Origin of the sequence: Faecalibacterium prausnitzii, assembly GCF_003287405.1 — a bacterium.
GTDB classification, from domain to species: domain Bacteria; phylum Bacillota; class Clostridia; order Oscillospirales; family Ruminococcaceae; genus Faecalibacterium; species Faecalibacterium intestinale.
The window spans coordinates 123,399-149,053 of the sequence record NZ_PRLD01000007.1 but is presented as its reverse complement, the minus strand read 5'-3'; the positions used below and the strand labels follow the sequence as shown (position 1 = coordinate 149,053).

Sequence of the window (25,655 nt, the reverse complement as noted above, 5' to 3'; positions counted from 1 at the left end):
AGCCCGGCATTTTTACTATACTATATTTTACAATAAAACTCCCACAATGTAAACAGTCAAACGTGCCGTTCTTCGCAAAGCTTTTGTGAACGAATGCGCAGTGCCCGCAAAGCCTGCTTTTGTTCCGGGGGGATGCGGTAGCTTTCCACCGCTTTCTGAATGGTCTTGTTGTGCGTCCACACGTCCAGCCGCTTTTCGGTCAGCCACGGCAGTGCCGCTGCCGGCTGCTTTGCCAGTGCAGTGGCAAAATACCACGCCCGCATCATATTGACATAGTATTCCTCGCTGTGCACCGCCGCCGCCCAAGCCAGATATTCCGGCCGGAAGGCATCGTCCAGATAATACCGCATCAGCATCCCGATCCCGTAGCGCACGGTATACACTTGGTCAGAGCCCAGCCAGCGCCGGATAGCGGTCAGCAGTTCCGGCTTATGCTGCGCAAACACCTTGGGGCTGAAGCTATCGCAGACTGCCCAGTTATCCACATAGGGCAAAAAGCGCTCAGTTGCCGCCAGCGCTGTGCCGAAATCCCGGACAGACTCCAGCAGAAAGGCGTGGAGAGCGTTTTCTTCATAATAAAAATGCGGCAGATCTTGCACAAACACCTCCGCTTCCGGGGTATCTGTCAGCTGCTTTGCCAGCTTACGCAGCAGCGGCACTCGCACCCCAATCACCGTTTCTGGTGGCAGGGTGGGCATCAGGCGGCTGTTAAAGATCTGATATTCCTTGTCTTGCAGCGCAAACAGCTGCGCACGGATCGCATCCACTTCCTGCATTTTGTCACTTCCCTTCTGCACCATTGTACCAGATGGGAAGGAAAATGCAAAGAGAAAAGGCTTCACCTTTCTCAGATGAAGCCTTTGGAGCATCCCGTGCTTTCTATAATAGTATCCCCGTTTCTGTTTTTCCTGCTTGTTTACCCCACCCTCTGCCGTTTATCCAGCCGCATCTTATCGGCTATCATCGCGATAAACTCCGAGTTGGTGGGTTTGCCGCGCAGGTTATGGATGGTATAGCCGAAGTAGCTATTGAGGGTATCCACGTCTCCCCTGTCCCACGCCACCTCGATAGCGTGGCGGATGGCGCGTTCCACCCGGCTGGCGGTAGTGCCGTTTTTCTTGGCGATTTCCGGGTACAGGCGCTTGGTCACAGCGTTGATGTACTCCGGCTCGTTCATGGTGAGCAGAATGGCATCCCGCAGGAACTGGTAGCCCTTGATGTGGGCAGGCACGCCGATCTGGTGCAATATCTCGGTGACGGTCAGCTCGTCGCTGTCCACACTGGTGTGGAGCAGGTGCTTTTCCTGTCCACTGGCTGCCTTGAGCACCCGGGCGGCAAGGACGCTTTCGTCGAAGGGCTTGACAAAATAGTAGGCAAAGCCCTCGTCCAGCAGTTCCTGTACCATTTCCTCGCTCTGGAACGCGCCGGTGACGAAAAACGAGGTGTGGCGCTCGCCGGCGGCATTGTAGCGCTGCTTGACCGCCAGTGCATCCAGCCCGGGCATAAAGGCATCCAGCAGCACCACCTGCGGGCGAACGGCCAGCATCTTCTGTAAAACCTTATTTCCATCCTTTTCCACAACGGTCACTTCCACGCCCTTTTGCTCCAGCGCCTCGCGGCAGGCTTCTGTGATCTGAGCACCGGTATCCGACATCAAGAATCTCACTTTATCCATGGTTGTTTCCTCCAATGTGTGCAGTTCCTTTAATACCATGGATTTTACCATAATTTTCCAGACAGTTCAACGGTTTATTTTGGGAAATTATGGAAATTCCGCTCGAATGTCCTACTTTTTTATGCTGCCGCATCCGTTCCGGACACGGAATGTGCCTGTTCCAGCATGGTTTGCGCAAAAATGCCGTAGCCTCGTGTCGGGTCATTGACCAGCACATGGGTCACCGCACCCACCAGCCGCCCGTTTTGCAGGATGGGACTGCCGCTCATCCCCTGCACGATGCCGCCGGTCTGCGCCAGCAGTGCCGGGTCGGTAACACGCAGCACCATATTGCGGCGCGGGTCGGCATCGTTCACCTTTTCAATATAGACGCGGTAGCTGCGGGGCGTTTCGCCGCTGGTGGTGGTCAATATCTCTGCCGCGCCGGGCAGCACCTCCTGCGCAAAGGCAAGCTCCGTCTGCTGCCCGGCAATGGCGGTGCTTACCGTGCCGTAGACGCCGTTTTCGCCGTTGATGCAGATCCTGCCAAGGGCGTGGTCGCTGATAAATTTGCCCTTCAGCTCCCCGGGGCTGCCGGCGGTGCCGCCGGTGCAGCCCACGATCTGGCAGGCCACGATCTCGCCGCTGCGCAGGGCGACCTGCTCGCCGGTGTCACTGTCGCTGATGGGGTGACCCAGCCCGGCAAACACCCCGGCCTGCGCGTCCACAAAGGTCAGCGTACCCACCCCGGCGGAGGAATCCCGCACCCACATCCCTGCCCGCCACTGGGCGTTCTGGGTATCCCACACCGGCAAAAGGGTGGTCTGCCGCTGCTCGCCCTTGCGGACGTAGACCACCTCCACCGCCGCACCGGCAGCGGCTTCCAGCGCGGCATGGACCTGCTCGTTGGTCTCGGTGACGGTGTTCCCCATGCGGATGACCCGGTCGCCCAGCCGCAGCCCCGCCTGCTTTGCAGGGTTCACCGTACCGGCGGCGGTATGCACCTCGGAAAAGCCCACGACAAGCGCCCCCTCTGAGAACATCTTCACCCCAAAAGGCGTGCCGCATACCGTAACCGTAGGGCGCTGCATCACGGTGGCGCGGATGGTCTTGACCGGCAGCCAGCCGCCCAGCGCCAGCGTAGTCTGATAGCTGCCCGCTGCCCGGGTGCTGGCCACATTGCGGCTGCCGTGCCCGCGCAGCGGTTCCACCCAGCCAAAGCGCGGCAGCATGAGCGGCTGTTCCGGTTCCAGATAAACCTGCTCCGGCAGGGCGCACCACAGCCAGCCCAGCGCCGCCACGGCTGCCACCAGCAGATAAGCCACTATAATCTTTATCCACCTGACGATGCTGTGCTTGGACATTTTACGGCCTCCCTGCGCATTTTTCGGATTTATTATGCGCAGAAAAGGGCGAAAATAACAGGGCTTTCGCAGATGCCGCTTTCCGCTTCAGTCCCTTCCCGTAAAAATGGAAGCCCGGAAGATCCGCAGACCTTCCGGGCTTGCTCTATCTGTCACAAACGATTTTTCCGCAGCGCAAAGGCGTGGCACGGCGGCGGTGCGCCTTATTTTTCATCGTGCAAAGTGCCGGTGCCGCCCTCCACCACGCCGTCATGCTTGAGCACGGCGGTAATGGTGCCAAAGAAGCACTTTACATCCAGCCCAAAGCTGATATGCTCCACATACCAGCCGTCCAGCTTTGCCTTTTCGGCAATTTCCAGTTCGTCCCGGCCGTGGATCTGCGCCCATCCGGTCAGCCCCGGGCGCACATCGTTTGCGCCGTACTTGTCCCGCTCAGCCAACAGGTCGTACTGGTTCCACAGCGCCGGGCGCGGCCCGATGACTGCCATATCCCCCACAAGGATGTTCCACAGCTGGGGCAGCTCGTCCAGACTGGTCTTGCGCAGAAAGCGCCCCATGCGGGTGATATACTGCTCCGGGTCGTGCAGCAGATGGGTAGGCATATCGTGCGGGGTGTCGATGCGCATGGTGCGGAACTTGAGGATCTGGAAATGCCGCTTGCCGATGCCTACCCGCTTCTGCCGGAAAAACACCGGCCCGGGCGAGTCCAGCTTGATGGCAACAGCCAGAAGCAGCAGCAGCCACGAAAGGCACAGGATGCCGCAGGCCGACAGCAAAATATCCAGCAGCCGTTTGATCCGATTTCGATACATAAATAAAACTTCCTCCGTTTTCTACGGGTGTACCGCTTTATTATAGCAGTATGGGCAGCATTTTTCAATTGCAGGCTGTGCCTGGCGGCTGATATTTGGCGATTTTGGAGGAAATGGACGCTTTACCTCTTGTTTTTTACCTAATATCGCGCTATAATAGGCAATTGCTATGTCAATTCAGGTTTATTATAGGAGGTAGATAACTCATGGCTACGACCAGCCGTTCCGCAGACCTGACCAGCGGGCCCATGCTGCAAAAGATCGTTTTGTTTTCCGTGCCGCTGGCGGCATCCAGCATTCTGCAATTGCTGTTCAACGCCGCCGACGTTGTGGTGGTGGGGCGCTTTGCGGGCAGCACGGCGCTGGCCGCTGTTGGCTCCAACGGTGCGCTGATCAATCTGCTGGTCAACCTGTTCGTCGGGCTTTCGCTGGGTGCCAACGTGGTGGCAGCCCGGTGCTTTGGTGCCCGGGACGAAAAAGGCGTGCAGGATACGGTACATACCGCCGTGGCGCTGGGCTTGGTCAGCGGCGTGCTGCTGGCGGTGGTGGGCTTTTGCACCGCGCGCGGCCTGCTGGAGCTGATGAGCTGCCCGGAGGATGTGATCGGTCTTTCCGCCCTGTACCTGAAGATCTATTTTATCGGAATGCCCATGACCATGCTGTACAACTTCAGCAGTGCGCTGCTGCGGGCCGTAGGCGACACCAAGCGCCCGCTGTACTGTCTGGCCGCTGCCGGCGTCATCAACGTGGTGCTGAATCTTGTCTTTGTCATCGGCTTTTCCATGAGCGTGGCAGGCGTAGCACTGGCCACCATCATCAGCCAGACCGTGTCCGCGCTGCTGGTGACCGGGATGCTCGTCCGGGAGGAGGGTGCGCTGCGGCTGGACCTGCGGCGGCTGGCCTTCCACGCCGGGACGCTGAAGCAGATCTTGCTCATCGGTCTGCCTGCCGGGCTGCAAAGCACGGTGTTTAGCCTTTCCAACGTGGTCATCCAGTCCTCCATCAACTCCTTCGGCTCCATGGTGGTGGCGGGCAACTCTGCCTCCTCCAATCTGGAGGGCTTTGTGTATACCGCCATGAACGCCTTTGCGCAGGCCGCTGTCACCTTTACCAGCCAGAACATCGGCGCACGCAAGTACCACAACCTTGACCGGGTGATCCGCAATTGTCTGCTGTGTGTCGTGGTGACCGGCCTTGTGCTGGGCGGCGGCGCAGCGCTGGCAGGGAACCAGCTGCTGCGCTTCTACTCCTCGGACACCGCGGTCATTGCTACCGGCATCGAGCGGTTAAGGATCATCTGCGGCTCCTATCTGCTGTGCGGCATCATGGACGTGCTGGCCAGCAGCCTGCGCGGGCTGGGTTACAGCGTGCTGCCCATGGTGGTAAGCCTTGTGGGCGTATGCGCACTGCGGCTGGTATGGATCGCCACCATTTTCCAGCTGAACCGCACCCCCTTTATGCTGTACATCAGCTACCCCATCAGCTGGACGCTGACCGCACTGGTGCATCTCGGCTGTCTGCTGGTAGTGCGGCGGCATCTGCGTCAGAACCAGCAGCAGACACAGGCGGCATAATCAATTTCGAACAAAGCAACGCCCTTTCGGTTATAACTCTTCCCGTGAAAAAGCAGTTCCGAAACGCCCGCAGGCGTTTCGGAACTGCAAATAAAAAATATTTTTCCTCTGACGTTACCCAAAGCAAAGCGGAGGGCATTTGAAATCTTCTCACCAAAAAGGACTGCTGCGTCAAACGATGCAGCAGTCCTTTTTTCACAGGGCCACATCCAGTGCCATCATCAGCGCAAACCCCAGCACGATGCTGATGACACCGGCCACTTCATCCGGTTCCACCGCCTCAGGAATCATCTCCTGTGCGGTCACACACACCATACAGCCCGCCGCCGCACTCATGAGCCACGGCAGCGCTGCACCTACCCACTCGGCCAGCACAAAGGCCAGCACCGCACCCAAGGGCTCCACCAGCCCGGACGCCGCCCCGGCGGCAAAGGATTGCCCACGGGTGCGCCCGCTCTGGGTCAGCGGCAGACTGACCGCCGCACCCTCCGGGATATTCTGCAAGCCGATTCCGAGGCTCAGCGCCAGCGCTCCGCTTACGGAGTCTGCGTCCCCGTGCAGCGCCAGTGCCGCAGCAAGCCCCACCACCATGCCCTCCGGCAGGTTGTGCAGGGTGACCGCCAGCACCATGCGCCCGCAATGCCCGGGGCCGCCCGCCAGCAGCTGCCCGGCGGCATCCTCCAGTCGCAAAAGCCCCACAGCACCTAAAATAAGCCCCAGCGCCGGGGGTACCCATGCCACCCTGCCCTGCGACCGGGCTATGGCCGGCAGCAGCAGGCTCCACACGCTGGCCGCCAGCATGATACCCGCCGCCATTCCGCACAAAATGCGCCGGGTAGCCGGTCTTGCCTGCCTGCGCAGCAAAAACACCCCTGCTGCTCCCAGCGCGGTACACGCCGCCGGAAACAGCCAGACCCCAAGTATGAAAACGATCCGGTTCAAACCGCATTCCCCCTTTGCCCTTTGTATGCACAAACGGGCAAAAAGGTGCGGTTTCAGAATGCGATAGCGTCCTCTTCGCTGCCATAGGGCAGGCCGGTGTCGGGGTTCATGGGCGGCACGGCCGCTGCGGCGTCTGCCTTTATCTTGCAGATCACGGCATCGCACAGGATGTACTTCACCTTTGCCACAGCGGTGTTGCCGATCTTATCGTACAGACGGCCTGCACTGTAGCAGTCCCCCTTTACGGTATGGGTGCTGTTGGCCACATAGCCCACCTTGCCCAGCCCCGGCAGCTCTGCCCGGATGGCTTCGCGGTCGGCCTGATTCTCCGGCTCCTTGACCAGACGCACCTTCTGCCCTACTGCAAAGGGCATCGTGCCGTAGCGGTAGTTCAGGCCGGTCAGTGTTACATAATACTTCATGGTTTTACCTCCTTAGAAATCCTCTTCGCTGCTGTCGCAGCTGTCTGCATCGCAGTCTGTGTCATCGGACGCAAAGCTGTCGGTGCTGTCCGTGCTGAAATTGCGCTCGAATGCGGTCATGTACTGGGCATAGCCCTCATCGCCGGTGCCGAAGTAGCCAAAATCAAAATCTTTCATCGTATTATCCTCCGCAAATGTTCTTGTCGTTCAAGCCTTCCGGGGGATGTCCGTCCCTCGTTATGCTTCTATTATCCACATTTACAGTCCAATAAAAAGGATTTTCGGCAGAACATTTCAAGTTTTTTCTACTTTGTGTTCCCCGCCCGGCGGTGCAGGCTTTGCTCTGTACCCACAGCATACCACACTCTGCCGGGTAGGAGGTCAACTGCCGGGCGACATTCTGCAAAAGCGGGTTCTACAGCAGATAGCAGCCCGTCTTTTTGCGGTTTTATTTTTGCCAAAAAGTCTTTGACTTTTGGCGAAATTTTATGACAACTATGTAGATTCTTTACATAGATTATAACTTTCGACCAAAAACCTCTTGATTTTTTTCAAAAACGGATTAGAATATAGCATCGCAGTGAGGTGCTACCGAAGGCCCGCTGCGAAACACACACAGGAAAAACAAGGAGATCATTGATATGAAACTCAAGAATATTTGCATCGCTGTTGTTGCTCTGGCTCTGGCTGCTGGCATGACCGCTTGCGGTGGCTCTGCTTCTACCGCTGCTTCCTCTACCTCTGAGGCTGCTTCTGCAAGCACCGCTGTTTCCGAGGCTGCTTCTTCTGAGGCTGCTTCCAGCGAGGCTGCTTCCTCTGAGGCTGCATCTTCCGAGGCCGCTTCCTCTGAGGCTGCTGTCAGCGAGGCTGCTTCTTCTGAGGCTGCTTCCACCACTGCCGCCTAAGTTTAACGCGCACAGCGTACATAACAGGATAGCAAAAGGCCGCTGCACATTGTTTTGTGCAGCGGCCTTTTTGGTTGCGCAGAAAGATTTTAAATGCCCTCCGCGTGCGCTATGGGCATAACCAGCGGAATGATTTTTTCTTTTTCGGGATACCGGGGCGTCCGCGGACGCCCCGGTATCCCATTTTATGAGAAAAGACCGCCGCACAAAGCCATGTACAGCAGTCTCCTCGCGTTTGAGAAGTAAGCTTCCCAGTATCATTTTTCAAGGATCGCACGAATCTGGGCAAGGTCGGCGGCAAAGGTGATATTCCGCTGTCGCGCCGGGGTGGAAAGCCCCATGGCGATCATCTGCTGCAAAAGCTGGTGCAGGGGCTGGTAGTAGCCGTTCAGGTCGTAGAGGATGCAGGGTGCGTCCAGCTGTCCCAGAGACAGCTTGCTGATGACCTCGGTGATCTCCTCCAGCGTGCCGGTGCCGCCGGGAAACGCGATAAAGGCATCGCCCAGTTCGATCATTCTGGTCTTGCGGGCGGGGATATCCTCGGTCACGATCAACTCAGTCAGTCCCTCGTGCTGCAGCTCTGCGTCCAGAAAGCACTTGGGCTCTACGCCGGTCACCCTGCCGCCTGCGGCCAGTACACTGTCGGCTAAAAGCCCCATCAGGCCGCTTTTGCTGCCGCCGTACACCAGCGCGTTGCCGCTTTCGCCAATCCAGCGCCCCAGCTGCTGCACAGCCTGTGGCAGTGCAGGGTCGTTGCCAAGGTTTGCGCCCAGATACACAGTAATGTTCATTGCAGTATCCTTTCTTGCCGGGTCAGATGCTCCACAGCACTGCGCCCAGCACCGCAGAAAGCAGGATCATCCCGATGGGGGACGGTGCTTTCTGCGTTTTCTTTTTATAGGCAAAATGCAGAATACTCAAAAGGGCAAACACCGCCAGCGCACGCACATCCGGGGCAAAGCCGCCGGAAACAGTGGTAAAGCCCCCCAGCGTGGAAAGCCCCATGGTGCAGGCGGTGGCCAGGATCATAGCCACCACGCAGGGGCGCACCCCGGCCAGAAAGGCGTTGACCCCGGCGTACTTCATCAGGCTGTGCAGCGCCGCCGCAATGAGCAGGATGATGACAAAAGAAGGCAGCACCACCCCCACCGTTGCCGCAAAGGAGCCTGCCAGTCCCGCCTGCGAAGCGCCGATAAAGGTAGCCATGTTCACCGCCAGCGGGCCGGGGGTGGACTCTGACACCGCGATAAAGCTGAGAAATTCGCTCTCGGTCAGCCAGCCGTGCCCCAGCACTGTTTCCCGCACCAGCGAAATCATACCGTAGCCGCCGCCAAAGGACACCGCACCGATGACAAGGAAGTTCCAGAACAATTGCAGCAGGATCATTTTGTGCCGCCTTTCTTCCCCTGCCCTACCGCATAGGCCAGCACCCCGGCTGCGCCGCAAAGCAAAATGCAGCAGATGGAGGAAAACTTTACCGCCAGCACAGAGCAGCCCACCATGGCCGCCAGCACCACCGCCACCACTGCCGTGTTGAAGGGTGTGCGCTGCAGGTTTTTGAGCATCTTGATTCCTGCGGATAAAATCAGGTAGATGACGCAGGCCTGTATGCCTTTAAAGGCATTTGCTACCACCGTCAGCTGCAAAAAACGGTCGAAGAAGAGTGAAATAAGATAGATGACCCCGAAAGACGGCAGACACACTGCCAGAGTGGAAGCCGCCGCACCAGCGGCACCTGCCAGCTTATAACCGATATAGGTGGCGCTGTTCACCGCCACAGGGCCGGGGGTGGACTCGGCAATTGCGACCATATCCAGAAACTCCTCCCGGGTGAGCCAGCGCTTTTCCTCTACAAATTCGTGCTCCAGCAGCGCCACCATGGCGTAGCCGCCGCCAAAGGTAAAGGCACCGATCTTGAAAAAGGTGCAAAAAAGTTCCTTGGTCTTGGACATAGGCATTTTCCTCCGGGCACTTACTGTTTGACCGGCTCCAGTTCCAGATAGCACTCGAAAGCCGTTTTGTCCGCGCGCTTGGCAATAAAGTACCAGCCATCATCCGAAGGCGCGTAGAACACCTCCACCTGCTGCCCCATGGGGACTTCGCGGTGATAGTTGATGGAAGCGAACTTTACAACGTGATCGCGCATGATCTCCAGCGGCAGCGCGTCACAGACGATATCCAGATAAAAAGCGTTGTTGATGTGATAGTGCAAATCGCACTGGGAGTAGCGCGCCGTAAACAGGCCGGCGCTGGTCAGGCTGTCCCGGTGCTTATGCAGCAAAAGGGGCAGCTCCTCTTTCACCGTCTCGTTCCAGTATCCCTCTACCGTCCAGCCCGGCTGGCGCAGGATGTGTCCATTCTCAAGGCTGGACATGATCCAGCGGCTGTCCACCATGGCTACTTCCTGCCCGGCTTCGTCCGTAAGGGTGGTGACGCGCTTGATAGAGCCGCGGAGAGCCTTTTCTGAGCGGGAGCAAAGGGTCAAAGTCTCGCCACGGCGGGGCACGCGGCTGAACCGCAGCGCCTGCTTGCCCACCAGAAACGCTACGCCGTGATCCTCAAAGAACTTATCGTCCATGCCAAAGTGGCGGGCGTGCATGGTGGAGATCTGCTCCACATAGCGCAGCAGCGCACTGGCCTTGAGCAGGCTGTGGCAGTCTGCATCGGCATTTTCTACCACGGCGGTGCCTTCATAATAAAACTGTTCCATAGTCTTTCCCTCCTATCGGAAAAAGGCCGCCGCACCACGTCCGGGACGGCAGCCTTGGTTGAACGATCAATACTGATTGCGGGTCTTTCTGCGCACCTTGCGCCAGATATTGAAGCAGGCCAGCGCCAGCATGGCCAGCAGCAACAGCAAAAACAGGTAGCTGCCGCCGCCTTCATCGTAGCTCTTCATCTCGCTCCACTTCAGGTCCAGTTCGCTGTTCACCTCGTCGCTCAGGGCGGTGAACACCTTCTCGCGGGCGGCGTCCTCTTCAGACGGGTAGGCGATCTCGCTGGTTTTCAGTTCCTCGTCCAGCACCTCCCATACATCGTGCATGGGGGTGGTGTAGCCGATATACTCGCTGTTAGCCTTGCCGATGTCGGTCTCGCACATGAAGTTGATGAACATCTCGGCGGCTTCCTTGTGCTCGCTGGCGGCGGGCACAGCCATGCAGTCCACCGAAAGCACACTGCCCTCCTCCGGGAATACCCACGCAAGATCCGGGTTATCATCGATCATGGTGATGGCATCGCCGGAGTAGTACACGCCGATAGCAGCCTCGCCGCCGATCATCTTATCAAAGATCTCGTCCATGACGTAGGCCTGCACCAGCGGCTTCTGCGCCTTGAGCTCTTCCACCACCTCGTCCACCTCTTCCGGGGTGGCGGGGTTGATGCTGTGGCCGCTCTTAAATGCAGCGATAGCGTAGGCATCGCGGCTGTTGTTGAACATCAGGATGTTGCCCGCATACTGCTCATCCCACAGGTCTGCCCAGCAGGTGGGGGCTTCGTCTACCATGGTGGTATTGTAGATGATGCCGGTGGTGCACAGCATATAGGGCACGGTGTAGGCGTTCTGCGGGTCGTAATCCGGGTTGCGGTAGCCTGCATCGATCTTTTGGAAATTGGGAATATTGTCGTAGTCAAGGGGCGCAAGCATCCCCTCGTTGATCATCTTTGCCACCATGTAGTCGGATGGGATGATCACATCGTAGTTGGCTGCGCCGGACTTGAGCTTGGCGTACAGGGACTCGTTGGAGTCGAAGGTAGTGTAGTTCACCTTGATGCCGGTCAGCTTTTCAAAGGCGCCCACAACATCCACGCTGTCATCCGAGCCGTTGGAGATGTACTCGCCCCAGTTATAGACGTTCAGGGTGACGTTCTGCCCCTTGAAGCGGGTCCAGTCGTAAGCATCCGACACCGAGACGTCCTCAGTGACCTCGATGGTACCGGCGGCAAGCACCGGCAGTGCAGCGCACAGCGCCACAGCCAGCGTCAGCAGCAATGCAGCAATGCGTTTCATCATGCGCCCTCCTCTCGCAGCGTTTTCTGATCCTTGCGGTAGCTGCGGCTCTCCATGGCATTGGACACCAGAATGACGCTGAGGATGACCACGAACATGATGGTGGACAGCGCGTAGATCTCCGGGCTGACCTTTTTGCGGGTCATGGAGTAGATGGCAATGGGCAGGGTCTCTACCGTGCCGCAGTTGAAGTAGGAGATCATAAAGTCATCGATGGAATAGGTCAGGCAGATGAGGAAGGCCGACAGGATAGCGGGACTGATCTCCGGCAGAATGACCTTGAAGAAAGCCTGTCTGGGATCACAGCCAAGATCCAGCGCTGCTTCGTACAGTTTGATATCCAGCTGCTTGAGCTTGGGACTTACGTTGAAGATAACGTAGGGCACGTTGAACGCGATATGCGCAATGAGCAGCGTAGGCAGACCCATGATGTTGTCCGGCAGCCATGCGGACTGCGCGGCAAAGCGCTGGTAAGCCACAAACAGCAGCATCAGGGAGATGCCGGTGATGATCTCCGGGTTGACCACCGGGATATAGGTGATGTTGGTCACCAGCAGGCGGCTTTTACGGCTCATGGAGGCAATGCCAAGGCTGGCAGCCGTACCCAGCACCGTGGCAATGATGGCGGACAGCACTGCCACCTCAACGGACACCCACAGTGCATGGAGGATGGACGCATTCGTGAACAGGCTGCGGTACCATTTAAAAGTAAAGCCGGTAAACAGCGAATAGCCCTTGCTCTGGTTGAAGCTGAACACGATCATGTAGGCAATGGGCAGGTACATGAAGCAGAAGAACAGGATGATGTAGACCCGCTGCATCAGGCGCAGATGTTTTGTTTTCATCAGGATACGCCCTCCATTTCATCCTCGTCAAAGCTGGACGTAAAGCTCATGCACAGCAGTACGATGATCATCAGCACCAAGCTCATGGCAGAGCCGACGTTCAGGTTGTAGCTGTTGCCCAGAAACTGCATCTCGATCAGGTCACCGATCAGCAGGTTGGAGCCGCCGCCCAGCATACGGCTGATGACAAAGGTAGACACCGCCGGCACGAACACCATGGTGATGCCGGTGCTGATGCCCGGCACGCTCATGGGGATAAGCACCCGCACAAGGGTCTTGGTGGTGTTGGCGCCAAGATCCTGCGCAGCTTCCACAAGGCTCTGGTCGATCTTGGTCATGCTGGTGTACAGCGGCAAAATCATGTAGGGCACATAGTTATACACCATGCCCAGCACCACCGCACCGGAGGTGTTGAGCATGGTATAGGGGCCAAGACCGATAAAGCCCAGCAGGGTGTTCACCGGGCCGTTGACGCTGAGCAGACCCATCCATGCGTAGGTGCGCAGCAAAAAGTTCATCCACATGGGCAGCATGACCAGCATAAGCATGATGTGCTGCTTGTTCACCCGCAGGCGGGACAAAAAATATCCCACCGGAAAGGCGATGATAAGGCAGATGACCGTGGCGATCAGCGCCAGCAGCAGACTGCGGGCAAACACCGAGCCGTAGCCGCTGATGGAGGTAAGGTTATTCAGGGTAAAGTTGCCCTCGGCGTCCGTCATGGCGTAGTACACCACAATGAACAGGGGCACAACGGTAAAGAGCACCATCCATACAAAGTACGGATAGGCCAGCTTTTTATCATAGATCTTCATGGCACATCACCCCTCGCTCCGCGCCATGATATGGATCTCGTTGGGGCCGATGCGCATACCAATGGTCTCGCCGGGGGTGCAGGCACGGGTGGAGTGGATCAGCCACTCGCGGCCTTCGCACTCCACGTGCATCTCAAAGTGCACGCCCTTGAAGATGACATCGTTCACCACACCCACAAGCTGGCCCTCCACCGGGGATACCACCTCGATATCCTCCGGGCGCACCACCACCTGCACGCTCTGTTCCCGGGCAAAGCCGCGGTCCACGCAGGGGAAGTCCACACCGGAGAAGGACACCAGAAAGTCCCTGTGCATCACGCCGTCCACGATGTTGGAATCGCCGATAAAGTCTGCCACAAAGGCGTTTTTCGGCTCGTTGTAGATATCCTCCGGGGTGCCGATCTGCTGCACCTTGCCGCCGTTCATGACCACGACGGTATCGGACATGGTAAGCGCTTCCTCCTGATCGTGGGTGACATAGATAAAGGTGATGTTCATCTCGCGCTGCAGCCGCTTGAGTTCCAGCTGCATCTCCTTGCGCAGCTTCAGGTCCAGTGCACCCAGCGGCTCGTCCAGCAGCAAGATTTCCGGCTCGTTGACCAGACTGCGGGCAATGGCCACGCGCTGCTGCTGACCACCGGACATCTGGCTGATGCTGCGGCGCTCGAAGCCCTTTAAGCCCACGACCTCCAGCATATCGCGCACCTTGCGGCGGATGGTGTCCTCGTCCAGCTTTTTGAGCCGCAGACCAAAGGCCACGTTCTCGAACACATTCAGGTGCGGGAACAGCGCGTATTTCTGGAACACGGTATTCACCGGGCGCTTGTAGGGCGGCACACCGGTAATGTCCTCCCCTTTCAGCAGCACCTTGCCGGCGTTTGGCTCCAGAAAACCTGCGATCAGGCGCAGGGTGGTAGTTTTGCCGCAGCCGGAGGAACCGAGCAGCGTCACGAACTCCTTATCATGGATATCCAGATTCAGCCCATCCAGAATGCGCTGTCCATCAAATTCCACTACGATATCCCGCAGTGAAACGACCACAGAGTTGTCCATTTTATATGTTATCCTCCTTGTTCTCAGATACGAAAAAAGACAGGGAACCTGCCCCATCTTTTTTGCGTATAGGGGCTGCTCCGCTCCGCGCAGCAGCATGATCTTGCGCGGCGGACTTACCCTGTCACGGTTTATAATAAACAATCCCAGTCGGATTGTCAATCACTCTGCCGATGTTTGCCGCAACTTTATAAAAAGCTGCAAAAAAATATACGCTGCACCCTGGTTTCGGTGCAGCGTATCAAAGCAATTATTCCTGCGTTTTCAGGTCGTTTTCGGTCAGCAGAAGCGCCTGTACAGTGCTTGTGTCCACCGTGTATGCCGAGGTATCCCCTTCCACTTGCAGATACCACCCGTCCGTACCGCAGGCGTAGGCCAGCTGCACGGTGGAGCCATCCTCGCTGGTAACGGCTGCGGTGAATACCGGTGCATCAAAACCGCAGGCAGAAAGGTCGGCGTCCGTTATCTGAGCGGTGGCATAGGTGCACAGGGCAGACAGCAGACTTTGCACCTTGTCCTGTGCAAGGCTGGCAATGGGGTCAGAAGCCAGCCGCCACACTGTCTCGTAGGCAGTAGAAGAAGCGCTGTCCGCGTCCGTGCTGTCGGCGCTGTCGGTCGGCTCGCTGACGGCGTTCAGGGTGACAGAGCTGCCATCGACCAGCGTATAGGCCACCTGCGTAATGGCAGAAGCCGTAAGCCCTGTGGGGCAGAAGCTGCCGAAGAGCCCGGCCTTATCCAGCTGGAAACAGGCAGCTTTGTTGCCGCTGACGGTGTAGATGGCATCGTCCCCGGCTTTTTGCGCATAGAGATCCCCGGTTACCGGGTTTTCTGCCCCGAAGGTCAGGGTAGTGCTCTGCCCTGCCGCTGTTACCGTGACGGTGAGCTGCGGGCTGTCCAGACCGTAGTCCTCCCCTGCCTGCGGCGTCAGGCTGCGCTTGGCATTCAGTGCCATCAGGGCAGTGCGCATGGTGTTGCAGGCGCTTTCGTCCAGATGATAGGCAGGGTCCTGTGCCAGCAGCCAGCTGCCGCCGGAATATTGCAGAGTGTAGGTCTCGCCGTTATAGGTGTACTCGATCTGCTCCAAGTCCTCAGCGGCAAAGCTGGAAAGGGGGATGCTGCCCTCGGCGGCGGCACTGGCAGACTGCTCAGCCTTGGCGTTGCTGCGGATCACCGCCCACAGCGCCGCGCCCAGCAGCACTGCCGCTGCCAGCAGCGCCAGCAGGGCACGCTGTTTTGTTTTCATAGCGGTCTCCTTATCTGCGGCGGCGCAGCAGCACCACTACTGCCCCGGCAATGAGCACCGCCGCCGGGAGCACGAACACAAAGGTCAGCCCCAGTGCAGCGGCGGTAGAGCCTGCCACCGTGATGGGCTCGGCTTCCAGCGCCTTGGTGTCCACAAGGACATCCTGCCCTACCAGCGAAGCGGCGCAGCCCTGCAAAAAGGTCAGGTTGCCGGGCATGGACTGATAAAGCTGCTCGTTATCCATGTTGGGGCAGCCGATCCAGAGGACCTCGGCACCGGTATCCTCGTTCCGTGCCCAGACAGCCAGTGCAAAGGGGCCGTCTGTGTCCCCGTCCTCCCGCTCCATGGTGGTAAGGTCGTCGATATCAGCCTTGGCATAGGCAGCGGAGGAGCTGTTCAGCAGCGGCTCGGCGGTGACATCCTCGGTCTCGGTGACCGTGATGCCCTGTGCCACTGACAACATGACATGGGTATTGGTGTTCACGCCGTTCAGCGCGGTGCTCTCGGTGGGCGTGCCGTAGTCCGGCAGCAGCGACCATGCAGAGTTATACAGCGCCTTGCTGCTGTCGCCCTCCACCACCATGCCCTCTGCACGGGCAAGGCCGAACTGCGCCAGCACGGCGTCCAGCTGCGGAGTCTGGGCGTAGACACTGCTGGTCAGCAGCAGTTTTCCGCCCGCCGCCAGATAATTTTCCAGCTGGCTGATCTCATCCACAAGGCCGTCCCCTGCGGTAAAATCGCTGGTGGGCGCGTTGATGATAAGCAGATTGCAGTCCTCCGGGATGGTGCTTGTAAGCAGATCCAGCGGCTGGGCGTCGATATTCTGGGCGTCCAGTGCATCGGTCAGGGAGTCGGTCAGGGACTGCTCGCCGTGGTTGGTGGTATAGTAGGCGTGGTTCTGTCCGGCTGCGGTGAGCTTATAGATGGCAGAGGTGATCTGCTTTTCGCCGCCAAAGGTCACGCTGGCAGAGCCGGTGGTGTAGTAATCGGTGTAATCGTATTCGTACAGGTCGGCGGCATCCAGTACGGTGCTGTTCTCCCCGCAGGTGACGATCAGACTGCCGGTGGAAACATTCTCCGCACCGTACTTTGCGGCAAAGGTGGGGTACAGGGTGGGGTCCTTCTGTTCCCAGCTCAGGTGCCCGCTCTCGGCGGCGTAGTGATCCAGCAGCTTTGTGATGATGGCATCCTCGCTGCCGGTTTCGCAGAGGTAATAGATGTGCACATCCTTTTCCAGCCCCTCCACCAGCGCTTTGGTGCTGTCGCTCAGGGTGTACATTTTGGCTTCGGAGAGGTCGAACTCGGTATATTTTGTGGGGATCGCCCGCACCAGCAGGTTGAGCAGTACCGCCAGCACCAGCACTGCTGCCAGCATGGCGGTGGACAGCAGTCCGCTGCGGAATACCCTGCCTTTCTGAGAGGACGCGTTCTTGTTCCATTTCATCATTGCGGCCTCCTCTCAGTTCCAGCGGCGCTTTTCCAGCCCCTGCGCGGTGAAGAACAGGAACACCGCCGCTACGGTCAGGTAGTAGACCAGTGTGGGGATGGAAAAGCTGCTGTTGACAAATTCTTCAAAGGGGGTAAACAGGCACAGGGCGCTGAGCACCGCGCTGAAAGCTTCGGTCAGCCAGCTGCTCTTGAGCAGGAACAGCGCCGTAAGCGCCACGCAGCACCCCGCAAAGGAAAGACAGCCCAGCGTAAAGCTTTTGCTGCGCAGCCCCGCCACCACGCTGAGCACGGCGGCAATGGCGGTAAACAGCGCCAGTGCCACCGCGCTGCCGGTGGTAAACATGGTGCGCAGGCTGGGCATCATATAGGCCAGCAGCAGCGCTGCCACACCGGATACGGCGGCGATGATCTGGTTTTCAGTCAGGCTGGAAAGGAATACCCCAATGGCAATGGCGGCGCAGCCCATGAGGTAATAGCACAGTAGCGCAGAGAAATTGGCCAGCGTGCTGGTGCCGGTAGCGCCCAGCACCTTCAGCACAAGGATCATGCCCGCATCCACAAGGCAGGGCAGCGCAAAAATGACGCAAAGGGCAAAATATTTGCCCAGCACGATGCCGCCCACCGACACCGGGCTTGTGAGCAGCAGCTGGTCGGTGCGGCTGTGGCGTTCCTCCGCAAAGGAGCGCATGGTGAGCACCGGGATGTAGAGCAGCAGCACAAAAATGGTGCGGTACAGCGTGTAGTAGCCAAAATCCGGCAGACCGTAGCCCAGATTCAGCGCCACAAAGTAGATGGCCGTAGCCGCCAGCATAAAGGCGGTAAGCACCGCACCGATCATGCCGTGAAAGCAGCTGCGGAGCTCTCGTTTAAAGATAGCAGCCATCTCAGTTTCCCTCCCCTTCTGCCGGGGCTTCCTGCTCCGGCGTTTTTTCGGTCAGCGCAAGGAATACCTCCTCAAGGCTGCGGTTCTCGGCAGCAAGCGCCAGCACGGTGCAGCCGGCCTCGGTCAGTGCCCGGGACACGGCAGCGCGGCGGTCGGCGGCATCCTCGCTCTCGGCGGTAAAGGTGACCTGACCGTCTGCGGCGCTTTCCAGCGCTACCCGGCAGATACCCGGCACGCTGCGCACTGCGGCAAGCACGGTATCGGTTTCGCCCTGCGCGGTGGCGCGCAGGCGGCTGCCGGGGTTCAAAGTCTCGCCCAGTTCCTCCGGGCTGCCCACAGCCACCAGACGTCCCTTGGAGAGGATGAGCACCTGCTGACACACGGCCTGCACCTCGCTGAGGATGTGGCTGGACAGAATGACCGTGTGCGCCTTGCCCAGCTCCCGAATGAGGTTGCGGATCTCGATGACCTGCGCGGGGTCCAGCCCCACGGTGGGCTCATCCAGAATGATGAGCTGCGGGCTGCCCAGCAGCGCCTGCGCAATGCCCACGCGCTGACGGTAGCCCTTGGACAGGCTGCGGATGACCCGGGGCAGCACTTCTTCCAGCCCGGTGCGGCGGGCAGCAGCCAGCACCTGTTGCTTGCGCTGCGCACGCTTGACCCCCTTGAGCTCTGCCACAAAGTCCAGATACTCCTGCACGGTCATTTCCGGGTAGAGCGGCGGTTGCTCCGGCAGGTAGCCTACACAGGCTTTGGCCTGCTGTGCCTGCTCCGGCAGACGGAACCCGGCTACCTTCACCTCGCCCTCGGTGGGTGCCAGATAGCCGGTGAGGATATTCATAATGGTGGATTTGCCCGCGCCGTTGGGCCCCAGCAGGCCGTAGATCTGGCCGTCCGGCACCGTAAACGAGAGATCCTGCACGGCAGGGCGGCTGCCGTAGGATTTGCTCAGGTGAGAAACTTCGATCACAGCAAACTCTCCTTTTATTCAGAAGCTGTTTTGCGGAAAGCGGCATGGACGCAGCGCTTTCCGGTTTGGAACTGCTATAGTTTAGACGGAAAATGTGTTTAAATTAAGACAATCCTGTGTGGGAAAACGAAATATTTGCCCGTGCAAAAAGCAAAAATGCCGCCTCCCGAAGGAAGCGGCATGAGATAGCCTATAATTACTTACGGCCGAAACGCTTGTTGAAGCGCTCAACACGTCCGCCGGTGTCAACCAGCTTCTGCTTGCCAGTGTAGAAAGGATGGCACTTGGAGCAAACTTCGACGTGGATCTCGGGCTTGGTGGAACGAGTGTTGATGACATTACCGCAAGCGCAGGTAATGGTGCAGTCAACGTAGTTCGGATGGATACCCTGTTTCATTCTTTTCACCTCAATTCTGGTTCTGACGTATTGGGGCCATATTTAATGTATGTGCCCATCACAACCTTCAATATCGGCTACCCCGTCGAGCGGCCTTGGAAACGATTGCCTTACTATTATAGCACGAATCGGCCGGAATGCAAGAGGGAATTTTAACTTTTTTACAGCTTTTGCAGCAAAGCATAAAAACCGCCCCCGAAGCAGCACGGTCTTGTGCGCTGCTTCGGGGGCAGTCTGCTTTTGTTCTATTATAAGGTTACTGCTTTGCGCTTTCCGGGGCGACCTCAAAGTCGATCTTGCCCAGATTTACGTCTGCACGCACGATGGTGATCATCATGGTATCGCCCAGATTCCAGTTCTTGCCGGAAACAGGGTCGGAAAGGCGGACGCCCTCGGTGAGCATAGTGCCGGTGGCGGTCAGGCTGGAAGCGGGCACAAAGCCCTCCACGCCGTTTTCCAGTTCGATGAACAGGCCGCGCTGGGTCACGCCGGAGATGCGGCCCTCGTAGCACTCGCCCAGATGGCGGCGGGCATACTCGGCCTTGTAGCAGTCCTCGGCCTTGCGCTCGATCTGCATGGCGATCACCTCGCGCTCGCTGGCCTGCTTGCTGACATCCTCGGCAAACTCGCTGTAACGCAGGATCATGGTGTCCTTATCGGTGCCCTTGAGCTGCGCCGTCATGATACGGTGGATAGCCAGGTCCGGGTAGCGGCGGATGGGGCTGGTGAAGTGGGCATAGTCCTGCAGAACCAGACCGTAGTGACCCTTGGGCTTTTCCTCATACACGGCCTTGGACATACAGCGCAGCATACCGGTGTTGATGATCTGCTCATAGGCAGTGCCGCGCACGCCCTCCAGAATAGCGCTCAACTCCTTGGGGGTGGGCACGTCCTTGGCAAAGTGGTCGTTGACGCCGCAGGCCTGCAGCAGACCGTGCAGACGCTCCAGCTTTTCGGCGTTGGGCTCCTCATGCACGCGGTACACAAAGGGGATCTGCTTCACCCGGGCAAAGTGGGCGGCGCACTGGTTTGCCAGCAGCATGAACTCCTCGATCATGGCTTCGCTCTCGCCGGAGGTGCGCTTTTTCACATCGATGCAGTGGCCGTCCTCATCGAGGATCAGCTTTACCTCGCCGCTTTCGATATCCATGCAGCCGCGCTCCTTGCGCAGGCGGGCACGGTGGCCGTACAGCTCCTTCATGGCAGGCAGCTGTGCCAGTACCTCGTGGTACTTGCCGGTCAGCTCGTCATCGGCGTTGCCGGCCAGCAGGGCGTTGATCTCGGAGTACACGCCCTTGACCCGGCTGCGGATGACGGACTTGACAAAGCGGTAATCGGTCAGGTTGCCGTCCTTATCCAGCCGCATCAGGCAGGAGAAAGCCAGCCGCAGCACACCCTCGTTCAGGCTGCAGATGCCGTTGGACAGCTGCTTGGGCAGCATGGGCACCACCTGATCGGCGTAGTAGACGCTGGTAGCGCGGCTGAAGGCTTCGTTGTCCAGTTCGGTGCCGGGCTTGACGTAGTTGGAAACATCCGCGATATGCACGCCCAGCTCAAAGCCGCCGTCCGGGGTCTTGGTCAGGCTGATAGCATCGTCGATATCCTTGGTCTCGGCGCTGTCGATGGTAAAGATGGGCAGAGCGCGCAGATCCATGCGGCCCTCGCAGTCCGCAGCAGACACCTCGGCGTTGTCCAGCTTTTTGGCTTCGTCCCGCACCTTGTCCGGGAAGCGGCTGCGGATATCCTGCGCGTAGAGCAGTGCCTTTGCGCAGCGCTTGGCTTCGTCACAGCTGCCAAAGCGCATGGCCACGCCTACACGGTGATCCTCCTGACGGTTGCCGCGCAGCAGGATCTCCACTGCCACCTTGTCGCCGTCCTTGGCGCTGCCTTCGCAGTCCCGCATGACCTGCATGGAGATAGCGGGGCAATCGTCCGGTACGAACTTCAGGCGGCCCTCCATGCGGTGCATGGTACCCACCAGCGCGTTCTTCTCTTCCAGAACAGCAAGGATCTCGCCCTCATCGCTGCCCTCTACCCGGGGGTGTGCAAACTTTTCCACCAGCACCTTGTCGCCGGGCATTGCGCCGCGGGTGAACCGGCCGGGGATAAAGATATCGCTGGTGCCGTCCTCCAGCATGACAAAGGCAAAGTTTTTGCCCAGCTTTACCACCTTGCACAGCAGTGCCTTGTCGGCACGGCCGCTGCGCACGGTGAAGAACACGCCCTGACGCTGGCAGATGACGGCCTCGTGCACCAGCTGGTCCACGGCCTCCATCACCTTGCGGTCTGCGCCGCGATCCCCGCCGAACTTATTTTTCAGATCCTTTACGGTGCACGGCTGATTCTGGATCGCGTGCTCAATTTTATCGCGCATTGCCATAAAATATTTTCTCCTTCACTTCCGTGGCCGTGCATCTCCTGCGGAGCACAGCCCTGCCTTGGGACGGGCGCTTTCCCCTGTCCCCTCTTTGCGGCAGCCCGCAGAACCGGCTGCCCGCACTTTTTTCTGCACAGAAAAACAGCCCCGTCCGTTCACGGGGCTGCAACGCCTTCTCAGCCTGCCAGACGGCCTGCGAACAGGCAGGCCAGAATAGCGACCACAAAGAACACCACGCCTGCAATGCGGGTGACCTTAGCCAGCATCTGATCCGCCGGGGTCAGACGTGCATTGTTGGCACCGCCCACGCTGCCGTTGATGGCACCGGACAGACCCTGACCGTGGGTGTGCTGCATGAGGGTGAGGAAAACGATGACCAGCGAAGCCACCAGCAGAATGGCACCGCCAACAATTTCGATAACAGACATGAATCGTAACGCTCCTTTTATTTGTAAATACGGAAATCCACGCAAAAACACAACTATATAGTAGCATAACAAAGCCAAAATTGCAAGCGGAATCCGCGCATTTATCCCGCCGCTTCCAGCGCGGCGCACACCTGCGCAAAGATGGCTGCACCGGAATACGCCGTATGCACCGCGCCGTCCTGCAGCACCACAATGGTGTAGCGGGGCTTTTCTGCCGGCCAGAACCCCGCAAACCACAGGTTGCAGCGCTCGGTGCCCTCCGGGGTGAACTGCCCGGTCTGAGCAGTGCCGGTCTTGCCGCCCGCCCCGCCGGAAACCCCGGCGGCATCCTGCGCGGTGCCCTGCTGCACCACCTGCACTAACATAGTGCGCAAGAGCGCTGCGCTCTGCGCCGGGAGCACCCGCCGTCCCCGAGGGTGGCTAAGGGGCTCCACCGGCTGCCCTGTGGTCTCGTCCAGCGTGGCTTGCAGCACATAGGGCGCGCGGTATACGCCGTCCGCTGCAAGGGTGTTGAACAGCGCCGCAACCTGCATGGGTGTCGCCAGCAGACTGCCCTGCCCAAAGCTGAAATTGGCCAGCTGTCCGCTTTGCACCAGCTCCTGCGGGGCAGGCAGCTGGCCGGCTTCGGCGGCAAGCCCTTCTGCCAGCGGCAGGCTCTGTCCAAAGCCGAACGCCTGGGCGGCGTCCAACAGTTTTTCCGCGCCCAGCTGCTGCCCCAGGCAGATAAAATAGCCGTTGCAGCTTTTTTCCAGCGCAGCGGCAAGGTCTACCTGCCCATGCGGCACCCCGCCCGCGCAGCGGAAGATCTGCCCATCCACCACCACCGCGCCGGTGCACTCGAAAACCGGCTGCAAGCCCGCTTCCAGTGCAGCCGCCGCCAGCACCGGCTTGAACACCGACCCCACCGCATAGCTTTGCAGCGCCCGGTTCAGGAAGGGGCTGTTCGCCGCCTGCAAACTGTCGGCAAGGTGCTCCGGGTCGTAGCCCGGCACACTGACGCTGGCGCGCACCGCCGCCGTGGCGGTATCCAGCACCAGAATGCAGCCGCTTTGCATAGTGGTGGACGCCACCGCTTCCACTGCCCGCTGCACCGGACGGGAGATGGTCAGCTGCACACCCAGCGCCCCGCTGTCGGCTTGCAAAAGTTTGGGCGTCTCGCCGGTGCGCAGCGTACCCTGCGCTGTGACGGCGCAGACAAGGCTGCTGTGCTCCCCTGTGCCGGAAAGCACGGCGTCCAATGCCTTTTCCAGCCCCGCAGCGCCGTGACCTGTGCCATCCAGATAGCCCAGCAGATGCTGACACAGCGGCACCGCCGCGTACCGCCGGGCGGTGGGGTAACCGGTCAGTCCAAGGCGGGCGGGGTCGCAGTTCACCTCCAGCAAAAACGGCGCAGCGCGGCTGCGGCTGCGGTACAAAAGCGCCTGCCCGGCGGCGTCCGTGCAGGCATACAGCCGGTCGTAATTGCTCTGCCCGGGAAAACACACCACCTGCCAGCGCTCCTCTAACCCGGTGAGCAGCTGCCCCTGTGCATCGTAAAAGCTGCCCCGCCGGGCGGGCAGCTGCAGGGTGACCGTGCTCTGCGCCGCCGCCCGCGCGGCATAGGCGGGGTGCTGCGCCAGCAGATACAACCGGCACAGCACCACCATAAACCCCAGCAGCAAGGCAGCATACACCGCCAATACCCGTTTGCCGGACATCCCCGCGCCCCCTTTCCGTATGGTTAGGGTGGGCAGCAGGGGTGCAGGGTATACATAAAAAGAGGTGGAACCTCTCCGAAGAGAAATTCCACCTCTCTGGCGTATCTTATTAAGAAAGACTGGTACGGATTAGTACATGCCGCCCATGTCACCGCCGGCAGGTGCGGCGGGAGCCGGGGGTTCCGGCAGGTCGGCAACAAGGCTCTCGGTGGTCAGCACCATCTCAGCAACGGAAGCTGCGTTCTCCAGAGCGGAACGGGTGACCTTGGTCGGGTCCACGATGCCAGCGGCGATCATATCCTCGACAAAGACCTCGTTCTGGGCATCGAAGCCGTAGTTGGGCTTGTTGGCAGAAACGATCTTGTCGATGATGACGCTGCCCTCCAGACCGGCGTTCTTGGCGATCTGGCGCAGAGGAGCTTCCAGAGCCTTCAGCACGATCTTGGCACCGGTGCGCTCGTCGCCTTCCAGCGTGTCGCACAGAGCGCGCACAGCGGGGATGGCGTTGATGGGAGCGGTACCGCCGCCGGCCACAACACCCTCCTGCACAGCTGCCTTGGTAGCGTTCAGAGCATCCTCGATGCGCAGCTTCTTGTCCTTCATCTCAACTTCGGTAGCAGCACCGACCTTGATGACAGCCACGCCGCCGGCCAGCTTAGCCAGACGCTCCTGCAGCTTCTCGCGGTCAAAGTCGCTGGTAGCGGCCTCGATCTGGCTGCGGATCTGAGCAATGCGGGCTGCAATAGCGTCCTTGTCGCCTGCGCCGCCCACGATGGTGGTGTTCTCCTTGGTCACCTTGACCTGACGGGCATGACCCAGCAGCTGGACGGTAGCGTCCTTCAGCTCGTAGCCCAGATCAGAGGAGATCACGGTGCCGCCGGTCAGGGTAGCGATATCCTGCAGCATCTCCTTGCGGCGGTCGCCGAAGCCGGGAGCCTTGACGGCCACAACGTTCAGGGTGCCGCGCAGACGGTTGACGATCAGGGTGGACAGAGCCTCGCCCTCGATATCCTCAGCCACGATCAGCAGCTTCATACCGTTCTGCATCACCTGCTCCAGCAGGGGAACCAGATCCTGAATGACGCTGATCTTCTTATCGGTGATCAGGATCGCGGCGTTGTCCAGATCGGCCACCATCTTGTCGGTATCAGTGACCATATAGGGGGTCAGGTAGCCGCGGTCGAACTGCATACCTTCCACGATCTCGTTGTAGGTCTCGGCAGTGGTCTTGTTCTCCTCGATGGTGATAACGCCGTCAGAGGTGACCTTCTCCATAGCCTCGGCGATCAAACGGCCGATCTCGGGGTCGCCGGCAGAGATGGTGCCGACGCGGGCGATATCGTTGCTGTCCTTCACCTTCTGGCTGTGTGCCTTGATGGTCTCCACAGCGGTGGCAACGGCCTTGCTCATGCCGCGGCGGATATCCATGGGATTTGCACCGGCGGTAACGTTCTTCATGCCCTCATTGACCATAGCCTGTGCCAGCACGGTAGCGGTGGTAGTACCATCGCCTGCGGCATCGTTGGTCTTGGTTGCGACCTCACGCACCAGCTGTGCGCCCATGTTCTCGAACTCGTCCTTCAGCTCGATTTCCTTCGCAATGGTCACGCCATCGTTGGTGATGACCGGTGCGCCGAACTTTTTGCCCAGCACCACGTTGCGGCCCTTGGGGCCGAGGGTGATCTTAACGGTGTTAGCCAGGGTGTCAATACCGGCACACAGTGCCTTGCGAGCGTCCTCGCCCTGCTTGATCTGCTTTGCCATAATACATCGCTCCTTTATAATACAAGCTCAATTGAAAAGGGAAAATTCAGTT

At 59.2% G+C, this 25,655-nt stretch carries 26 protein-coding genes; 2 read left to right on the top strand and 24 right to left on the bottom strand.

The features are described 5' to 3' along the window. Nucleotides 1-56: 56 nt before the first annotated feature. The 4 genes from C4N24_RS08825 to C4N24_RS08810 form a co-directional block, all read right to left on the bottom strand. Nucleotides 57-776: a DNA alkylation repair protein gene (locus C4N24_RS08825; RefSeq protein WP_112091107.1), complete on the bottom strand. Its 720-nt coding sequence runs from the start codon at nt 774-776 to the stop codon at nt 57-59. Nucleotides 777-916: 140 nt separating this feature from the next. Beyond that, complete coding sequence (gene spo0A / locus C4N24_RS08820) at nt 917-1,675, bottom strand: sporulation transcription factor Spo0A (protein ID WP_015538099.1); 759 nt, start codon at nt 1,673-1,675, stop codon at nt 917-919. A 119-nt stretch (nt 1,676-1,794) separates the two neighbouring features. After that, nucleotides 1,795-3,018, bottom strand: a complete 1,224-nt coding sequence (gene spoIVB / locus C4N24_RS08815; protein WP_112091105.1) for a SpoIVB peptidase — start codon at nt 3,016-3,018, stop codon at nt 1,795-1,797. A 203-nt stretch (nt 3,019-3,221) separates the two neighbouring features. Then, the gene (locus C4N24_RS08810) at nt 3,222-3,830 is read right to left on the bottom strand and encodes a sugar transferase (protein ID WP_112091104.1); all 609 of its coding nucleotides are present in this window, start codon (nt 3,828-3,830) and stop codon (nt 3,222-3,224) included. A 206-nt stretch (nt 3,831-4,036) separates the two neighbouring features. Between C4N24_RS08810 and C4N24_RS08805 the strand changes: the two genes are divergently transcribed. Then, the gene (locus C4N24_RS08805; protein WP_112091103.1) at nt 4,037-5,404 is read left to right on the top strand and encodes an MATE family efflux transporter; all 1,368 of its coding nucleotides are present in this window, start codon (nt 4,037-4,039) and stop codon (nt 5,402-5,404) included. Between the two features lie 195 nt (nt 5,405-5,599). Here the strand turns inward: C4N24_RS08805 and C4N24_RS08800 are convergent, their stop codons facing one another. The 3 genes from C4N24_RS08800 to C4N24_RS15355 form a co-directional block, all read right to left on the bottom strand. Continuing rightward, nucleotides 5,600-6,220, bottom strand: a complete 621-nt coding sequence (locus tag C4N24_RS08800; RefSeq protein ID WP_112091102.1) for a ZIP family metal transporter — start codon at nt 6,218-6,220, stop codon at nt 5,600-5,602. 179 nt (nt 6,221-6,399) lie between these two features. Continuing rightward, entirely contained in the window at nt 6,400-6,768 is a 369-nt protein-coding gene (locus C4N24_RS08795; RefSeq protein ID WP_112091101.1) for an HIRAN domain-containing protein, read from the bottom strand. Between the two features lie 12 nt (nt 6,769-6,780). Beyond that, nucleotides 6,781-6,945 (bottom strand): hypothetical protein, encoded by a 165-nt coding sequence (locus C4N24_RS15355; protein ID WP_181573068.1) that lies wholly within the window; start codon nt 6,943-6,945, stop codon nt 6,781-6,783. A gap of 464 nt (nt 6,946-7,409) precedes the next feature. Between C4N24_RS15355 and C4N24_RS08790 the strand changes: the two genes are divergently transcribed. After that, the gene (locus C4N24_RS08790) at nt 7,410-7,673 is read left to right on the top strand and encodes a hypothetical protein (protein WP_112091100.1); all 264 of its coding nucleotides are present in this window, start codon (nt 7,410-7,412) and stop codon (nt 7,671-7,673) included. 257 nt (nt 7,674-7,930) lie between these two features. Here the strand turns inward: C4N24_RS08790 and C4N24_RS08785 are convergent, their stop codons facing one another. The 17 genes from C4N24_RS08785 to groL all read right to left on the bottom strand — a co-directional run bounded on the left by C4N24_RS08785 (nt 7,931) and on the right by groL (nt 25,603). Next, nucleotides 7,931-8,464, bottom strand: coding sequence for a TIGR00730 family Rossman fold protein (locus C4N24_RS08785; protein ID WP_112091099.1), 534 nt, complete (start codon nt 8,462-8,464; stop codon nt 7,931-7,933). A 22-nt stretch (nt 8,465-8,486) separates the two neighbouring features. Next, complete coding sequence (locus C4N24_RS08780; RefSeq protein WP_112091098.1) at nt 8,487-9,059, bottom strand: chromate transporter; 573 nt, start codon at nt 9,057-9,059, stop codon at nt 8,487-8,489. Next, entirely contained in the window at nt 9,056-9,625 is a 570-nt protein-coding gene (locus tag C4N24_RS08775; RefSeq protein WP_112091097.1) for a chromate transporter, read from the bottom strand. Before C4N24_RS08775 ends, C4N24_RS08780 begins: the two co-directional genes overlap by 4 nt. 20 nt (nt 9,626-9,645) lie before the next feature. Next, nucleotides 9,646-10,383, bottom strand: a complete 738-nt coding sequence (locus tag C4N24_RS08770; RefSeq protein WP_112091096.1) for an acyl-[acyl-carrier-protein] thioesterase — start codon at nt 10,381-10,383, stop codon at nt 9,646-9,648. A 66-nt stretch (nt 10,384-10,449) separates the two neighbouring features. Further along, entirely contained in the window at nt 10,450-11,682 is a 1,233-nt protein-coding gene (locus tag C4N24_RS08765) for an ABC transporter substrate-binding protein (RefSeq protein WP_112091095.1), read from the bottom strand. Then, nucleotides 11,682-12,527, bottom strand: coding sequence for an ABC transporter permease (locus C4N24_RS08760; protein WP_112091094.1), 846 nt, complete (start codon nt 12,525-12,527; stop codon nt 11,682-11,684). Before C4N24_RS08760 ends, C4N24_RS08765 begins: the two co-directional genes overlap by 1 nt. Next, complete coding sequence (locus C4N24_RS08755; protein ID WP_112091093.1) at nt 12,527-13,342, bottom strand: ABC transporter permease; 816 nt, start codon at nt 13,340-13,342, stop codon at nt 12,527-12,529. The genes C4N24_RS08760 and C4N24_RS08755 overlap by 1 nt, the downstream gene beginning before the upstream one ends. Before the next feature lie 6 nt (nt 13,343-13,348). Continuing rightward, nucleotides 13,349-14,395 (bottom strand): spermidine/putrescine ABC transporter ATP-binding protein, encoded by a 1,047-nt coding sequence (gene potA, locus C4N24_RS08750; protein ID WP_112091092.1) that lies wholly within the window; start codon nt 14,393-14,395, stop codon nt 13,349-13,351. Nucleotides 14,396-14,645: 250 nt separating this feature from the next. Further along, nucleotides 14,646-15,638 (bottom strand): DUF4340 domain-containing protein, encoded by a 993-nt coding sequence (locus C4N24_RS08745; RefSeq protein ID WP_112091091.1) that lies wholly within the window; start codon nt 15,636-15,638, stop codon nt 14,646-14,648. A gap of 10 nt (nt 15,639-15,648) precedes the next feature. Further along, a complete protein-coding gene (locus C4N24_RS08740) occupies nt 15,649-17,085 on the bottom strand; it encodes a Gldg family protein (protein ID WP_242983222.1) in 1,437 nt (478 codons plus the stop codon). Between the two features lie 12 nt (nt 17,086-17,097). Beyond that, the gene (locus C4N24_RS08735; protein ID WP_112091089.1) at nt 17,098-17,970 is read right to left on the bottom strand and encodes an ABC transporter permease; all 873 of its coding nucleotides are present in this window, start codon (nt 17,968-17,970) and stop codon (nt 17,098-17,100) included. Nucleotide 17,971: 1 nt separating this feature from the next. Then, nucleotides 17,972-18,940 carry an ABC transporter ATP-binding protein gene (locus C4N24_RS08730; protein ID WP_112091088.1) on the bottom strand — a complete coding sequence of 323 codons (969 nt, stop codon included), beginning with the start codon at nt 18,938-18,940 and terminating at the stop codon, nt 17,972-17,974. A gap of 196 nt (nt 18,941-19,136) precedes the next feature. Beyond that, nucleotides 19,137-19,337, bottom strand: a complete 201-nt coding sequence (gene rpmE / locus C4N24_RS08725; RefSeq protein WP_112091087.1) for a 50S ribosomal protein L31 — start codon at nt 19,335-19,337, stop codon at nt 19,137-19,139. A gap of 256 nt (nt 19,338-19,593) precedes the next feature. Next, the gene (gene rnr, locus C4N24_RS08720; protein ID WP_112091086.1) at nt 19,594-21,717 is read right to left on the bottom strand and encodes a ribonuclease R; all 2,124 of its coding nucleotides are present in this window, start codon (nt 21,715-21,717) and stop codon (nt 19,594-19,596) included. A gap of 173 nt (nt 21,718-21,890) precedes the next feature. Then, nucleotides 21,891-22,142 carry a preprotein translocase subunit SecG gene (gene secG, locus C4N24_RS08715; protein ID WP_005923602.1) on the bottom strand — a complete coding sequence of 84 codons (252 nt, stop codon included), beginning with the start codon at nt 22,140-22,142 and terminating at the stop codon, nt 21,891-21,893. A gap of 101 nt (nt 22,143-22,243) precedes the next feature. Next, on the bottom strand, nt 22,244-23,839 hold the full coding sequence (locus C4N24_RS08710) for a penicillin-binding transpeptidase domain-containing protein (protein ID WP_112091085.1): 1,596 nt from the start codon (nt 23,837-23,839) through the stop codon (nt 22,244-22,246). Nucleotides 23,840-23,968: 129 nt separating this feature from the next. Continuing rightward, the gene (gene groL, locus C4N24_RS08705) at nt 23,969-25,603 is read right to left on the bottom strand and encodes a chaperonin GroEL (protein WP_112091084.1); all 1,635 of its coding nucleotides are present in this window, start codon (nt 25,601-25,603) and stop codon (nt 23,969-23,971) included. Between the last annotated feature and the right edge of the window lie 52 nt (nt 25,604-25,655).

Excerpts from the sequence above, each read along its gene's own strand:
- C4N24_RS08825 (WP_112091107.1), bottom strand. The coding sequence starts at position 776 with ATGCAGGAAGTGGATGCGATCCGTGCGCAGCTGTTTGCGCTGCAAGAC.
- spo0A (WP_015538099.1), bottom strand. The coding sequence starts at position 1,675 with ATGGATAAAGTGAGATTCTTGATGTCGGATACCGGTGCTCAGATCACA.
- spoIVB (WP_112091105.1), bottom strand. The coding sequence starts at position 3,018 with ATGTCCAAGCACAGCATCGTCAGGTGGATAAAGATTATAGTGGCTTAT.
- C4N24_RS08810 (WP_112091104.1), bottom strand. The coding sequence starts at position 3,830 with ATGTATCGAAATCGGATCAAACGGCTGCTGGATATTTTGCTGTCGGCC.
- C4N24_RS08805 (WP_112091103.1), top strand. The coding sequence starts at position 4,037 with ATGGCTACGACCAGCCGTTCCGCAGACCTGACCAGCGGGCCCATGCTG.
- C4N24_RS08800 (WP_112091102.1), bottom strand. The coding sequence starts at position 6,220 with ATGGCGGCGGGTATCATGCTGGCGGCCAGCGTGTGGAGCCTGCTGCTG.
- C4N24_RS08795 (WP_112091101.1), bottom strand. The coding sequence starts at position 6,768 with ATGAAGTATTATGTAACACTGACCGGCCTGAACTACCGCTACGGCACG.
- C4N24_RS15355 (WP_181573068.1), bottom strand. The coding sequence starts at position 6,945 with ATGAAAGATTTTGATTTTGGCTACTTCGGCACCGGCGATGAGGGCTAT.
- C4N24_RS08790 (WP_112091100.1), top strand. The coding sequence starts at position 7,410 with ATGAAACTCAAGAATATTTGCATCGCTGTTGTTGCTCTGGCTCTGGCT.
- C4N24_RS08785 (WP_112091099.1), bottom strand. The coding sequence starts at position 8,464 with ATGAACATTACTGTGTATCTGGGCGCAAACCTTGGCAACGACCCTGCA.
- C4N24_RS08780 (WP_112091098.1), bottom strand. The coding sequence starts at position 9,059 with ATGATCCTGCTGCAATTGTTCTGGAACTTCCTTGTCATCGGTGCGGTG.
- C4N24_RS08775 (WP_112091097.1), bottom strand. The coding sequence starts at position 9,625 with ATGTCCAAGACCAAGGAACTTTTTTGCACCTTTTTCAAGATCGGTGCC.
- C4N24_RS08770 (WP_112091096.1), bottom strand. The coding sequence starts at position 10,383 with ATGGAACAGTTTTATTATGAAGGCACCGCCGTGGTAGAAAATGCCGAT.
- C4N24_RS08765 (WP_112091095.1), bottom strand. The coding sequence starts at position 11,682 with ATGAAACGCATTGCTGCATTGCTGCTGACGCTGGCTGTGGCGCTGTGC.
- C4N24_RS08760 (WP_112091094.1), bottom strand. The coding sequence starts at position 12,527 with ATGAAAACAAAACATCTGCGCCTGATGCAGCGGGTCTACATCATCCTG.
- C4N24_RS08755 (WP_112091093.1), bottom strand. The coding sequence starts at position 13,342 with ATGAAGATCTATGATAAAAAGCTGGCCTATCCGTACTTTGTATGGATG.
- potA (WP_112091092.1), bottom strand. The coding sequence starts at position 14,395 with ATGGACAACTCTGTGGTCGTTTCACTGCGGGATATCGTAGTGGAATTT.
- C4N24_RS08745 (WP_112091091.1), bottom strand. The coding sequence starts at position 15,638 with ATGAAAACAAAACAGCGTGCCCTGCTGGCGCTGCTGGCAGCGGCAGTG.
- C4N24_RS08740 (WP_242983222.1), bottom strand. The coding sequence starts at position 17,085 with ATGATGAAATGGAACAAGAACGCGTCCTCTCAGAAAGGCAGGGTATTC.
- C4N24_RS08735 (WP_112091089.1), bottom strand. The coding sequence starts at position 17,970 with ATGGCTGCTATCTTTAAACGAGAGCTCCGCAGCTGCTTTCACGGCATG.
- rpmE (WP_112091087.1), bottom strand. The coding sequence starts at position 19,337 with ATGAAACAGGGTATCCATCCGAACTACGTTGACTGCACCATTACCTGC.
- rnr (WP_112091086.1), bottom strand. The coding sequence starts at position 21,717 with ATGGCAATGCGCGATAAAATTGAGCACGCGATCCAGAATCAGCCGTGC.
- secG (WP_005923602.1), bottom strand. The coding sequence starts at position 22,142 with ATGTCTGTTATCGAAATTGTTGGCGGTGCCATTCTGCTGGTGGCTTCG.
- C4N24_RS08710 (WP_112091085.1), bottom strand. The coding sequence starts at position 23,839 with ATGTCCGGCAAACGGGTATTGGCGGTGTATGCTGCCTTGCTGCTGGGG.
- groL (WP_112091084.1), bottom strand. The coding sequence starts at position 25,603 with ATGGCAAAGCAGATCAAGCAGGGCGAGGACGCTCGCAAGGCACTGTGT.